The sequence below is a fragment of the Nocardia sp. NPDC004573 genome, assembly GCF_053602135.1.
In genome coordinates this window covers 16136-29409 of record NZ_JBSGDA010000021.1, presented here as the reverse complement: position 1 = coordinate 29409, position 13274 = coordinate 16136, and the positions used below count along the sequence as shown (strand labels likewise).

Here is a 13274-nt window from a genome sequence, read left to right as displayed (position 1 = left end):
GACCACAATCCGTCCGGAGCAAACCGACATATGCCCACCACCGTCACCTCGCCGCAGGTAGCCGTCAACGACATCGGCTCCGCCGAGGATTTCCTCGCCGCCATCGACGCCACGATCAAGTACTTCAACGACGGCGACATCGTCGAAGGAACCATCGTCAAGGTCGATCGTGACGAGGTCCTGCTCGACATCGGTTACAAGACCGAAGGCGTCATCCCCTCTCGCGAACTCTCCATCAAGCACGACGTCGACCCCAACGAGGTCGTTTCCGTGGGCGATGAGGTCGAGGCCCTTGTTCTCACCAAGGAGGACAAGGAAGGCCGCCTGATCCTGTCGAAGAAGCGGGCGCAGTACGAGCGTGCGTGGGGCACCATCGAGGAGCTCAAGGAGAAGGACGAGGCCGTCAAGGGCACCGTCATCGAGGTCGTCAAGGGCGGCCTGATCCTCGACATCGGCCTGCGCGGCTTCCTGCCCGCGTCGCTGGTCGAGATGCGGCGGGTCCGTGATCTCCAGCCGTACGTCGGCAAGGAGATCGAGGCCAAGATCATCGAGCTGGACAAGAACCGCAACAACGTGGTGCTGTCCCGCCGCGCCTGGCTGGAGCAGACCCAGTCCGAGGTCCGTAGCGAGTTCCTGCACCAGCTGCAGAAGGGCCAGGTCCGCAAGGGTGTGGTCTCCTCGATCGTCAACTTCGGCGCCTTCGTCGACTTGGGCGGCGTGGACGGTCTGGTGCACGTCTCCGAGCTGTCCTGGAAGCACATCGACCACCCGTCCGAGGTCGTCGAGGTGGGCAACGAGGTCACCGTCGAGGTGCTCGACGTCGACCTGGACCGCGAGCGTGTCTCGCTGTCGCTCAAGGCGACCCAGGAAGACCCGTGGCGTCAGTTCGCCCGCACCCACGCGATCGGCCAGATCGTGCCGGGCAAGGTCACCAAGCTCGTTCCGTTCGGCGCGTTCGTCCGCGTCGAGGAGGGCATCGAGGGCCTGGTGCACATCTCCGAGCTGGCCGAGCGCCACGTCGAGGTGCCGGACCAGGTCGTGGCCGTCGGCGACGACGCGATGGTCAAGGTCATCGACATCGACCTGGAGCGTCGCCGGATCTCGCTGAGCCTCAAGCAGGCCAACGAGGACTACCACGCCGAGTTCGACCCGTCGAAGTACGGCATGGCCGACAGCTACGACGAGCAGGGCAATTACATCTTCCCCGAGGGCTTCGACCCCGACACCAACGAGTGGCTCGAGGGCTTCGACAAGCAGCGCGAGGAGTGGGAAGGCCGCTACGCCGAGGCGGAGCGTCGCCACAAGATGCACACCGCGCAGATGGAGAAGATGGCGGCCGACGCCGCGGCCGAGGCCGCGAACGGCGGTGGCGCGTCGAACTACTCCTCCGAGAGCGGTTCGCAGTCCTCCGCCAGCCAGGCCGAGCCCGCCGGTGGTTCGCTGGCCAGCGACGCCCAGCTGGCGGCGCTGCGGGAGAAGCTGTCCGGCAACGCCTGATAGGCAATAGTTCGAACGACTGTGCCCCAACCCTCATTCGGTTGGGGCACAGTCGTTTTCGTTGAGCGCGTTTTCAGACCTGCCCGGTGCGCGAGGTCTTCGTGGTACCGCCGCGTTCGACTTGTGGCGGGTGCGTGGGCCGCCGTGCGGCCTCGTGCGGCGCCATCATCTGAGCCGTGGTGAGCGCGACGACCTGTATCTGCTCGAGCCGCAACCCGCGCGACGCCAACCGCGCGATGACGCCGAGTCGATGCTCGGGCAATCCGGGGCGGATCACCAGCGGGTCCTTCCCCGGACGCCGCAAGACGTACGTTCGGCGTTCGGTGTCGTACTGGACCGGGATGCCGTCCCGGATGGCTCGGTACGCATCCAAGTCCAAATCGCTGTGCCGGACCGGATCGATCATCAGCGACTCGACCATTTGGTCCGCCTGCCGCAGCCACGGCTCCTGGTCCGACGGATCCAAGTGCTCGATCCGCTGGGCCACACGCCACCGGTAATCCTGCGCAGCGGGGCGCAGCAGGGACCGGTGCCGGTCGATTTCCGCCGCGAAGGCCACGAGTTCTTCGTGGTCCACGGCGCGTCGGTCGGGCGTCGAAGCTTTGACGTCGGGCATGGGGACCCCTATCTCTCCGGTTGCGGGTTACTTTGTGTGGCAACCGGATCGACGTCCGACACTTCGTATTGTGCCGGAGGGGTCCGACAGGAACCGCGTGCCCGGCACCGGTCCCGATGGTTCAGCTCTTGCCAGCGCGCCGTGGGTCGATGATCGGGCCGGGCGTGGGCATGTTCAGCGGTCGGGTACGCGACAGCGGCGGTGCGCGCAGGGCGCCGGTGAGCCCATTCGCACGCTGCCGACCCCGTCTCGGCAGCCGCGCTCGGTCAGCGTTCGCGCGGCCACCTGGCTGAGGCCACGTCCCGCAGGAGTGGCAATCGTGGTGGAGCGCGGCTTCCTGCCTGATGCGTCCGCTCAGTAGCCGACGGTGAAGCGGCGCTGGACGAAGCGCGGCAGTTCGGCTTCGTCGAGCAGGGCGACGGCCACGTCTTCCGCGGAGATGTCCGTGCCGCCGACCAGGAGTTGATCACCGCCGATCCGGAAGCGGCCGGTGCGCTCGCCGGGATTGATCCGCCCGGAGGAGGGGCTCAGGTAGGTCCACTTGCGGTTGGACAGCCGATAGATGTTCAAGGCGTCGCGTAATGCGCGTACGACGCGGGCGTATTCCGCGGGCACATCGAGCACCTCGGTGAGGGTGCGGGTGAACTCGTCTCCCGTGTCCAGCAGTTGGATGCCGGGCGCCACCTCGAGGCTGCCCGCCCCGCCCACCGCGATCAGGCGTACGCGCGGGTGCCGGTCGAGCGCGGCGACCATCGCCCGCGCGCCCACCACGAAATCGTCGGCCCTGGCGATGGTGTCGGCAATGCCGTGCCCGGCGTTCACGGCGCTCACGACGACGTCGCGTCCGGCGATCGCCTCGGCGATGCTGTCGGCGTCGAGCCAGTCGGCCACCGCCCACCCCTCGTCCCCGCGCCGGGCCGGAAATCGCGCCGCATCGCGGGTGAAAGCGGTGACCCGATGTCCCCGGCGCAGCGCTTCGGTGACGACGCGCGAACCGATGATGCCGGTAGCCCCGAACACACCGATATCCATGCTCACTCCTTAACGCTATTCAGTTACTGCACGGCGTTCAGTAAAGATACGGCAGATAGTAGCCGAACGCTGTAGGGTGTCAACCGTGACCGAGATCGTGAGAAGTCGCCGGGAGCGCCTGCGCGCCCAGACGCTGGAGGACATCGAGACGATCGCGATGCGGCTGCTGGCCGAGGGTGGCCCCGACGCGGTCTCGCTGCGGGCCATCGCTCGCGAGATGGGGATGACGGCGGGCGCGATCTACGGTTACTTCCCCACGCGCGACGACCTGATCTCCACCCTCATCTCGAACGTCTACACCGCTTTGGTGGACCGGCTGGAAGCGGCGCGCGACGCCGTTCCGCTCGACGACCCGGCCGGGCGCATCGTTGCCTGGGCCGAGACCGTGCGCGCATGGGCGGTCGAGCGGCCCGCCGAATTCCGGCTCATCTACGGCGACCCGGTCGCCGGTTATCGGCCGCCGCCGGGCGGTGCCGCCGCCGCGGCCGAATTGCGTGCCTGCACGGGCCTGGTCGGTCTCGCAGCCGCCGCGTGGCCACGGGCCGCGGCGACGCAGTCCGCGCAGGACTGCGCGTGGTCCGACTTCGACGCGGGCTTGGCCGAGCATGTCCGGTCCGAGTTCCCGGAGTTGCCTCCCGACGCGCTCGCTCTCGCACTGCGCATGTGGGGCCGGATGCACGGACCGATCGCACTCGAGGTGTACGGCCACCTGCGTCCGCAATCCCAGGACCCGGCAAAGCTTTTCCGCGTCGAGATGCGCGATCTGGTTCGCTCCCTCGGCTTGTGGGACCCGAAATAGCGCATCACCAGGCTCGGATCGGAATCCGCCGCCGTCGCGACGGCCCGGGTGGTCGTGCGTTCGTAGCCGCTTTCCGCGACCGGTCGCCCGCGGCCGCCAGGATCTGCTCCTCGGTATTCCGGAGGGCTGAGCATGGCGATCTTCCACGGGGTGGGCGGAGCCTACCGGCTCAACACCGCGCTCGGATTGCCGAATCCGCCGCGGCAGTGGCATGCGAGCGCGTAACCCGGTCCGGATGGTTAGCCAGAAGTGCGCCAACGCCGAGAATTCGCAACGTATCCGGCGTTGACGAATGCGTTATGGGTTCGGAGAAATAGCAAGAATCCCGTGACTGACGCGTACGGGTGCGTGCTATGAGTTGTGCTGGGGGAAGGTGGGTGGAATCCATCGGCGGGTTCGGCGCGGTTTTCCTGGTGTTCCGGTGACTGCCACGAAATGGAAACGGCGCGGATTGTCTCCCGTGGCGTCGGCGGGCTTCGCGAGGTCCGGCGCATCGCTGGAAGGCGGGCAGTATTCGAAGTTCGCTGCGTCTGTGGACCGCTCCGAGTTTCTTCTCGGGAGCGACGATGTTTCGCCGACAGGCGGCACAGAGTTCCGCCGGAACCGGTCCGTCGGCGTTCGTTCTTGCATCTGTACTTACATTCGGCGGTGCCGACGTCTTGTCCCGCCGACAGTATGCGCTGGGAGCGCGCAAAACAGTGGCCCAGCCTTGGCGAGAGGCTGGGCCACTTCGAACTCGGGTTCAGCTTGCGGTAGCAGGTACCCACCGGACCGCGGGTGCGGCCGGACGGTTCCGCATGGCAGCGAAACTGTGCCGCGCGGGACTGATGAACGCGGTGAACCAAGAGCGGCGGTGCTCGGCGAGCGCCGCCGCGACAGCGGGGATCTGAATGCAGTGCACTCGCCCCGCCATGCCCAGGCGGTGGCGACCCGTCTGGTTGATTCTGGTGCCCAATGGTGTTCCTTTGCTTCGCTGGTGTCGGCCTGGATCGCCACGGCGAAGATTAGCGGAACGAAAGTGCCCGGCAGCGTATTTTGCCCGAGTAATTGCCCCGGCGTGTCGGAAAGTCGCCGCCGCGCAACGGCAAACATCCGGAATTGTTGCGAATCGGTCTCGGCGTTGTCACGGAACGGGCAAATGGCGCCCCGAGTGGTGGAATGCGCGAGCCCATCGGGTAATCGACCGGATCGGCTCCGTGGCCGCGGTGGACGGGATCGGGGCGGCGGACGCCCGCGCCCGGTCCGGATGCGAGACTGGTCGAATGTTACGAATCGGCCTCACCGGAGGCATGGGAGCGGGGAAGTCGACGGTGGCCCGGGCGCTCGCCGACCTCGGCGCGGTGGTCATCGATTCCGACCTGATCGCCCGCGAGGTGGTCGAGCCGGGCACCGAGGGCCTGGCCGCGCTGGTGGAGGCGTTCGGCGCCGACATCCTCGCCGCGGACGGCAGCCTCGATCGACCGGCCCTGGCGGCCAAGGCATTCGGTGACGACGCGGCGCGCGCGAAATTGAACGCGATCACCCATCCGCTCGTCGGTAAACGCACGGCGGAATTGATCGCCGCCGCGCCCGCCGACGCCGTTGTGGTGCAGGATATTCCGCTTCTGGTGGAAAACGGTCTGGCCCCGCTGATGAATCTCGTGCTCATTGTCGACGTCGATGCCGAAACGCGTATTCGCCGTCTGGTGGAATTCCGTGGCGTCGGCGAAGCCGATGCGCGCGCACGTATTTCCGCGCAGGCCACCGACGACCAGCGCCGGGCCGTTGCCGATGTATTGCTGGACAACAGCGGCGCGCCGGGTGAGGTCGAGGCCGAGGTGCGTCGGCTGTGGGACGAGCGGCTGCTGCCGTTCGAGCGGAACCTGCGTGCCGGGACGCCCGCTCGCCGCGGCGACATCCGGCTCGTGCCCGCCGATCCGGACTGGCCCGCGCAGGCGCAACGGCTGATCGCCCGGTTGTGGGTGGCGTGCGGCGGCGCCGCGTCCCGGATCGATCACATCGGTTCCACCTCGGTGCCGGGGTTGCCGGCCAAGGATGTCATCGATCTGCAGATCACGGTCGCAGATCTGGCCGCCGCCGACGGCTTGCGCGACGCCCTCGGTGCGGCGGGATTCCCCGTGCGGCCGGAGAACACCCAGGACAATCCCAAGCCGACGCCGCAGGACCCTGCGGGTGTGGACGTCACGCTGTGGACCAAGCGCTTTCATCAGAGCGCCGACCCCGGCCGGTTGGCCAACGTGCACGTGCGCGTCGACGGTTCGCCCGGCCAGCAGTACGCGCTGCTGCTGCGGGACTGGCTGCGCGCCGACGCCGAGGCCCGCGCGGAGTATGTGGCCGTCAAGCGCGAGGGCGAAGCCAAGGCGGCCGGGCTGAGCGGCGCGGAGGCGACCGCGGCTTACCTCGGGGTCAAGGAGCCGTGGTTCGACGCCGCATATCCCCGGGCTCTCGCCTGGCGCGACTCGTCGGCGCCCTAGCGGCCGACGGGTGTGCCACACCGCTTCGGTTACAGCCAGGTCAAGGTGATGTCCATGGTTTCCAGCCAGCCCTCGAAGGTGTGGCCGTTGGCGGCGATGCCGTCGATGGCGGCGGTCGCGTGCTGCACGGCGGCCTCGGCGTCGGCGAGGCTGATCAGTCCGGCGGCGTGGGCGGCGATCAGCTCGTCGACGTCGAGCAGCTGGGTGTCGCGCGTGGAGCGCACGACGATGTCGAGGTAGTGATCGACGGACTTCCACTTCTTCGGGGCGACCGCCGTGAAATCACCGATGTCGAGGTAGAAGTCCTGGTCGCGCCGATGCGCCGGAAGATAGTGGAAGATCGTCGCGCGCAGGTGCAGCTTGGGCAGCAACCACGACTCGATGTAGTGGAACTGCGGATGATCCGAGGTGCGGGCCATGTACAGCCCCCACGGCTCGACGTGGTATTTCTCCACCGGGCGCACGAAGCCTTTCGGATCCGTGTTCGTCAGATCCGCGATGTTGAAGTACTCGACTTTGGGCCGGTGCACGTCGACGATGGGTGCCTGCGTCATGCATCAAGGATCTACCGCCGTTCTCGACGCGTCGAGCCGGGGCAGTAATCCGCGGGCTACATCCAGGTGAGGACGATGCCGTGGGTGGCAAGCCAGCTCTCCACGCGGTGCTCGTGCGCGGCGAGCCCGTCCAGCACGGCCGTGGCCCGCTCGAAGGCCCGGTGCGCCTGCGCCGTGTCGACCAGCCCGGCGGCATGTGCGGCGAGCAGCTCGTCGACCCCGAGCAGTTCGGCGGTGCGCCCGCGGCGCACGGCGATGGACAAGTACCCGTCCACCGCCTTCCAGCGCTTCTGGCCGACGCGGGTGAACTCCCCGACGTCGAGGCGATAGACCGGTTCCCGGTGGTGTGCCGGGTTGGTCCGCGCCAGCGTCGCGCGCAGTGAGAGGTGGGGCAGCAACCAAGATTCGAGGTAGTGCGGATCCGGTCCGCCGACCCGGCGGGCCATGTACAGGCCCCACGGCTCGGCGTGGAAACGATCGACCGGCCGGATGAAGCCCTTGGCGTCGGTATTGGTGAGTTCGGCCAGATTGAAGAACTCCACCCTCGGCCGGTGCGGCGCCGGTGCGGCCGCGGGGATCGGCCCCGGTGGGGCGGCCGTGGCGGCGCCGGTGACGGAGGGAACCACCGCACGGATATCTCTGGCGACGTACCCGGCGAGGCCGGTCACGGCCGGCACGGCGACGAGCAATGGAATCAGACCGCTCATGGCTTTGTCCTTCACCACGTCCGAACAACCAGATCAGGTTACACCTGGCGCGGGGTCGCCGCGCGGTTCGCGATAAGGTGTTCGCCAACACGAAACCTGTTGCTGCAACGGACATTTCGGACAGGTAACCATCCGCTCGCAGTGGCCTCGGCGCGGTTGTGCGATGCGCAGGCGTCCCACGCGTTCCCGCGGCCGTCCGCGGTAACTGTCCGGGCCCCGAGGGTGATCGCGTGCACGCCTGCGCGTGTTCGGCGAAAGTGTTGCGGGGCGGTTGTTTTCGATATACCCCTGTTGGCTTTCGCGCATTCCTCATTGCCTGCGGCGGCCGCCCCGGGCCGGGTCGGCTCGCCGTTCCGAGGCGCCTTCGGAAGTAGCGGGGCGGCTCGGCGGCGCACCGCGCCGCCTTCTCGGCACCGCGAGATACCGCCGCCTCGACGTGATCAGGCTCACAGTGGCGGTTACTCGGTCGGTGCCGGTAGGTGACCGTCCGACTGCACCCGGGAACCTGTCGGTGGGTGGGCCTAGGCTGGTGAGCATGGCATTCGCAACCGAGATTCCGGCGGAGGGCTTCGAGGACAGGGCGGCCGAGCAGCCGCTCGCGCACTCGGAGTTCCGCCCCGTCGGCGAGATCGAGCGCGTCGGCGGCCGGTTCGAGGTGGTCAGCGAACATCAGCCGGCGGGCGACCAGCCGGCCGCGATCGCCGAGCTGGAGCGCAGGCTCAAAGCGGGGGAGCGCGACGTGGTGCTGCTCGGCGCCACCGGCACGGGAAAGTCGGCCACCACGGCCTGGCTGATCGAGCGGTTGCAGCGGCCGACGCTGGTGATGGCGCCGAACAAGACGCTCGCCGCCCAGCTGGCCAACGAATTGCGCGAGATGCTGCCCAACAACGCCGTCGAGTACTTCGTCTCCTACTACGACTACTACCAACCCGAGGCGTATATCGCGCAGACCGACACCTACATCGAGAAGGACAGCTCGATCAACGACGACGTCGAGCGGTTGCGCCATTCGGCGACCTCCAGCCTGCTGTCCCGGCGCGACGTGGTGGTGGTCGCCTCGGTGTCGTGCATCTACGGCCTCGGCACGCCGCAGTCGTATCTCGACCGCTCCGTGCAACTGGAGGTCGGCACGGAGATCGACCGGGACGCGCTGCTGCGGCTGCTGGTCGACGTGCAGTACACCCGCAACGACATGGCGTTCACCCGCGGCTCGTTCCGGGTGCGCGGCGACACGGTGGAGATCATTCCGTCCTATGAGGAACTCGCCGTCCGCATCGAGTTCTTCGGCGACGAGATCGAGGCGTTGTACTACCTGCACCCGCTCACCGGCGACGTGGTCCGCCAGGTCGACATGGTGCGGATCTTCCCCGCCACCCACTACGTGGCGGGGCCGGAGCGGATGGAGCGCGCGGTGCGCGACATCGAGGCCGAACTGGAGGATCGGCTCGCCGAGCTGGAACGGCAGGGCAAACTGCTGGAGGCGCAGCGGCTCCGCATGCGCACCCAGTACGACTTGGAGATGATCCGCCAGGTCGGGTTCTGCTCCGGCATCGAGAACTACTCGCGCCACATCGACGGCCGTCCGGCCGGTTCGGCGCCCGCGACGCTGCTGGACTACTTCCCGGAGGACTTCCTGCTGGTCATCGACGAGTCGCACAACACAGTGCCGCAGATCGGCGGGATGTACGAAGGCGACATGTCCCGCAAGCGCAACCTGGTGGAGTACGGCTTCCGGTTGCCGTCCGCGGTGGACAACCGTCCGCTGACGTGGGAGGAATTCGCCGACCGGATCGGGCAGACGGTGTACCTGTCGGCCACGCCGGGTCCGTACGAGCTCGGGCAGACCGGCGGTGAGGTGGTCGAGCAGGTCATCCGGCCGACCGGCCTGGTGGACCCCAAGGTGGTGGTGAAGCCGACGAAGGGGCAGATCGACGATCTGATCCACGAGATCAGGGGCCGCACCGAGCGCGACGAGCGGGTCCTGGTCACCACGCTGACCAAGAAGATGGCCGAGGATCTCACCGACTACCTGCTCGGGCTGGGCGTGCGGGTGCGTTACCTGCACTCCGAGATCGACACCCTGCGCCGCGTCGAGCTGCTGCGGCAGCTGCGGCTCGGCGAATACGACGTGCTCGTGGGCATCAACTTGCTGCGCGAAGGTCTCGATCTACCCGAGGTGTCGCTGGTGGCGATCCTCGACGCGGACAAGGAAGGTTTCCTCCGCAGTACCACCGCGCTGATCCAGACCATCGGCCGCGCGGCGCGCAACGTCTCCGGCGAAGTGCACATGTACGCGGACAAGATCACCGACTCCATGCAGTACGCCATCGACGAGACCGAGCGCCGCCGCGCGAAACAGATCGCCTACAACGAGCAGATGGGGATCGATCCGCAGCCGCTGCGCAAGAAGATCGCCGACATCCTCGACCAGGTGTACCGCGAGGCCGACGAGACCGAGGTCGAGGTCGGCGGCTCCGGGCGCAACGCCAGCCGCGGCAGGCGGGCGCAAGGCGAGCCCGGACGGGCGGTGAGCGCGGGTGTCTACGAGGGCCGCGACGTCAAGTCGATGCCGCGCGCCGAACTCGCCGATCTCGTCAAAGAACTCACCGCGCAGATGATGAACGCGGCTCGCGAGTTGCAGTTCGAGCTCGCCGGGCGGTTGCGCGACGAGATCGCGGATCTGAAGAAGGAACTGCGCGGCATGGACGCCGCCGGGTTGAGTTGACCCGGGGCGCGCCTCCGCCTCCGCGGGCCGTCCCTCGAACGACCGCGGAGGCAGCCGAGCCGTCAGGCCTGGGTGGCCAGCCATTCGTTCACCCGGCGCTCGGCCTCTTCGCGCGAGACATCCTCCACCTTGGTGAGCACCGCCCAGCGGTGGCCGAAGGGATCGATCACCACGCCGAATCGGTCGCCGGTCACGAAGGTCTGCGGCTCCTCGACCTTGCGAGCGCCGTGTTCGACGGCGCGCCGCACCACCGCGTCGACATCGGGGCAGTAGTGCACGATCGAGGTGTGCACCCACTCGCCGTTCGGCGCCAGCACGCCGTTGTCCGGGATGGGCATCCCCAGCTGCAGGGTCGAGTCGCCGATCTTCAGTTCCGCGTGTGCCGGCTGACCGTCGGGCAGGTCGTTGCGAGTGATCACCTCGGCCTCGAAAACGGCGGTGTAGAAATCGATCGCCTTGTTGCCGTCACCGACCGCGAGAAAACAGGTGATCGAGTGGTAGCCCTCGGCGATGGGATTCACTGTGTTCGTCATGGCCTCTACTTTTGCCGGTCGCGGCCGGCGGGTCTTGTAAGAAAGCGACATCGTGCCACGTAGCGCCGAACCCGCCGCCGAGCCGCCACGGGCCCGCAATCCCCTCGCGCCCGGCGACACCAAGGGAATCCTGCATCCGGACGAGCAGGCGAAGCACCGGTCCCTGGTCCGCGTGCCGCCGGGATCCGCGGTCGACCGCTACGTCGAGTGGTACTGGGCGGTGCGCTGGGACCTGCGCGGCAGGCCGCCGTATCGGGCGGAGGTGCTGTCGTACCCGAGCGTGAACGTCACCTTCGAACGGTCCGAGTCGCGAACCGGCGGATTCGTCAACGGTGTGGTCACCACGAAATTCATCCGCGAACTCGGCGGGCTCGGCGAGACGTTCGGAATCCGTTTCCGTGCGGGTGGATTCGGCGCGTTCACCGGCGTGGACGTCGGCTCGTTGCGCGACCGCGCGGTGCCCGTTGCCGACGTGCTGCCCGAAGGCGAGCGCCTGACCGAGCGGGTGCTCGACGCGCCGACGATCGAACAGCGCTGCCGCGTCGTCGAGGAGTACCTCGCGGACCGTCCCGTGGCCGAGGACCCGACCTACCGGCTGGTGCTGCGCATCGTCGATGCCATGGCCACCGACCAGGAGCTGACCAGGGTCGATCAGCTCGCCGAGCGGTTCGGCGTGCCCACCCGCACGCTGCAGCGCATGTTCCGCCGGTATGTCGGCGCCGGACCGAAATGGGTGCTGCGGCGTTACCGGTTGCAGGACGGCGCCGCACTGCTCGCGAAGGGCCGTACCGAAGACCTCGCCGCGTTGGCCGCGGATCTCGGATATTTCGACCAAGCGCACTTCTCGCGTGAGTTCACCACGGAAGTGGGTATGGCTCCCCTGGAATATGCCAAGAATTCGCTCCGTTTCCGCAACGAAGTCACCGCCAAGGTCATGCCGACGAGGACATAGTTGCCCGACAGCGACGAGGAGCCGGACATGGATGTCGTGGTGTTGATCGGACGCGTGTTGTTCGCGATGCTGTTCCTGACCTCGGCCCTCGGCCATTTCACCCGCACCGAAGCGATGGCCGGGTATGCGCACAGCAAAGGGGTGCCGATGGCCAAGGCCGCCGTGCTCGGATCCGGCGTGCTGTTCGCGCTCGGCGGCCTGAGCGTGCTGCTGGGCATCTGGGCCGACCTCGGGTCGCTACTACTCGCCCTCGGTCTGCTGCCGACCGCTGTCGTGATGCACCGGTTCTGGCAGGAGACCGATCCGGAGAGCAAGCAGACCGAGCTGATCCAGTTCAGCAAGGACGTGGCCCTCGCGGGCGCCGCGCTGATGTTGTTCGCGTTCTTCGCCCACGTCGACGAACTCGGATCGACCATCACCGGGCCGCTTTTCGACCTCTAGGCGCGCGGCCGCGCGCTAATTCTGCGCATCCTTTTCGCCGCAGGAAGGCGAAGCCATAGACAGCGCAGGAGCGATTCACGGCATATTTTTGGCAAACGATCGGCAATGGCCGTGGCGGCACGGCGTTGCGGACCCGATCGGCCCGTTCGGTGCGCGTCGATTCAGGTGCGGAACGGCCGCCCTTCGTGTGACGGACCTGGCTCTGTGATGAATATCCCAGCCTCGCAATGGAGTTCGAAGCGGTTGTGGCACTTCACAGGTTTAGTTCCGTGGAATTGCGTCCGCCCTGGTTGGTCCGGCCTTTCTCACATTCCCTGGCGAATCCGCGGCGGGAATGGCCGAGCACCCCCGGTGTGATGTCTTGCGATTTCTGAAATTTCCGTACCGTTTGCCGCTATGGTCGACCCCAGTCGCCGCGCCGACGCCCCGGTCGCCCCGGAACGAACCCGCGCGCGGCACCGACCCACCGCATAGTTGGAGGAGAGAATGACCGCCTACCGGACCATTGTCGTCGGTACCGATGGCTCGGACTCGTCGTATGTCGCCGTCGAGAAGGCAGGCGCTCTGGCCGGCGTGTCCGGCGCGACGCTGATCGTGGCCTGCGCGTACTACCCGACCGACGACCGGGATGTCGCCGCCGCGGCCGACGTGCTCAAGGAGGAGGCCTACCAGGTCCGCGGTTCCGCGCCGACAAACGAGATCCTGCGCATCGCCCGGGACAAGGCGATCGCGGCGGGTGCGGCCGACATCGTCGAGCGCGCCATCGTCGGCGAGCCGGTGGAGTCGCTGCTGGCGCTGGTCAAGGAGGTCGACGCCGACCTGCTGGTCGTCGGCAACCGGGGGCTGAACACGCTGGCCGGGCGGCTGCTCGGTTCGGTGCCCTCCGACGTGGCGCGCAAGTCCCGCTCCGACGTCCTGATCGTGCACACCGTGCGCTGAGTTCC

General features: G+C 67.7%; 12 protein-coding genes. 7 read left to right on the top strand and 5 right to left on the bottom strand.

Annotation, left to right across the window (positions count from 1 at the left end; genetic code table 11):
* The first annotated feature begins 30 nt into the window (after positions 1-30).
* Positions 31-1497: a 30S ribosomal protein S1 gene (gene rpsA, locus ACWEKR_RS26780; protein WP_063022430.1), complete on the top strand. Its 1467-nt coding sequence runs from the start codon at positions 31-33 to the stop codon at positions 1495-1497.
* 73 nt (positions 1498-1570) lie between these two features.
* On the opposite strand, the gene ACWEKR_RS26775 is transcribed toward rpsA, so the two are convergent.
* Complete coding sequence (locus ACWEKR_RS26775) at positions 1571-2113, bottom strand: hypothetical protein (RefSeq protein ID WP_195087851.1); 543 nt, start codon at positions 2111-2113, stop codon at positions 1571-1573.
* A gap of 354 nt (positions 2114-2467) precedes the next feature.
* The gene (locus ACWEKR_RS26770; RefSeq protein WP_452356814.1) at positions 2468-3145 is read right to left on the bottom strand and encodes an NAD(P)-dependent oxidoreductase; all 678 of its coding nucleotides are present in this window, start codon (positions 3143-3145) and stop codon (positions 2468-2470) included.
* An 85-nt stretch (positions 3146-3230) separates the two neighbouring features.
* Here ACWEKR_RS26770 and ACWEKR_RS26765 point away from each other — a divergent pair, with 85 nt between their 5' ends.
* Positions 3231-3944, top strand: a complete 714-nt coding sequence (locus ACWEKR_RS26765) for a TetR/AcrR family transcriptional regulator (RefSeq protein WP_452356813.1) — start codon at positions 3231-3233, stop codon at positions 3942-3944.
* Positions 3945-5206: 1262 nt separating this feature from the next.
* Positions 5207-6418: a dephospho-CoA kinase gene (coaE, locus tag ACWEKR_RS26760; protein WP_452356812.1), complete on the top strand. Its 1212-nt coding sequence runs from the start codon at positions 5207-5209 to the stop codon at positions 6416-6418.
* Between the two features lie 29 nt (positions 6419-6447).
* Here coaE and ACWEKR_RS26755 read toward each other — a convergent pair whose 3' ends face one another.
* Both ACWEKR_RS26755 and ACWEKR_RS26750 read right to left on the bottom strand, forming a co-directional pair.
* The gene (locus tag ACWEKR_RS26755; RefSeq protein ID WP_452356811.1) at positions 6448-6972 is read right to left on the bottom strand and encodes a DUF402 domain-containing protein; all 525 of its coding nucleotides are present in this window, start codon (positions 6970-6972) and stop codon (positions 6448-6450) included.
* Between the two features lie 56 nt (positions 6973-7028).
* Complete coding sequence (locus tag ACWEKR_RS26750) at positions 7029-7679, bottom strand: DUF402 domain-containing protein (protein ID WP_452356810.1); 651 nt, start codon at positions 7677-7679, stop codon at positions 7029-7031.
* Between the two features lie 535 nt (positions 7680-8214).
* On the opposite strand from ACWEKR_RS26750, the gene uvrB reads away from it, so the two are divergent.
* Positions 8215-10404, top strand: a complete 2190-nt coding sequence (gene uvrB, locus ACWEKR_RS26745; RefSeq protein WP_452356809.1) for an excinuclease ABC subunit UvrB — start codon at positions 8215-8217, stop codon at positions 10402-10404.
* Between the two features lie 62 nt (positions 10405-10466).
* On the opposite strand, the gene ACWEKR_RS26740 is transcribed toward uvrB, so the two are convergent.
* Entirely contained in the window at positions 10467-10937 is a 471-nt protein-coding gene (locus ACWEKR_RS26740) for a VOC family protein (protein WP_195087858.1), read from the bottom strand.
* A 52-nt stretch (positions 10938-10989) separates the two neighbouring features.
* Between ACWEKR_RS26740 and ACWEKR_RS26735 the strand changes: the two genes are divergently transcribed.
* The 3 genes from ACWEKR_RS26735 (at position 10990) to ACWEKR_RS26725 (ending at position 13269) form a co-directional block, all read left to right on the top strand.
* Positions 10990-11889, top strand: a complete 900-nt coding sequence (locus ACWEKR_RS26735) for a helix-turn-helix domain-containing protein (protein ID WP_452356808.1) — start codon at positions 10990-10992, stop codon at positions 11887-11889.
* Between the two features lie 27 nt (positions 11890-11916).
* Positions 11917-12330: a DoxX family protein gene (locus ACWEKR_RS26730; RefSeq protein ID WP_452356807.1), complete on the top strand. Its 414-nt coding sequence runs from the start codon at positions 11917-11919 to the stop codon at positions 12328-12330.
* 486 nt (positions 12331-12816) lie between these two features.
* The gene (locus ACWEKR_RS26725) at positions 12817-13269 is read left to right on the top strand and encodes a universal stress protein (protein ID WP_159845679.1); all 453 of its coding nucleotides are present in this window, start codon (positions 12817-12819) and stop codon (positions 13267-13269) included.
* The last annotated feature ends 5 nt before the right edge of the window (positions 13270-13274 follow it).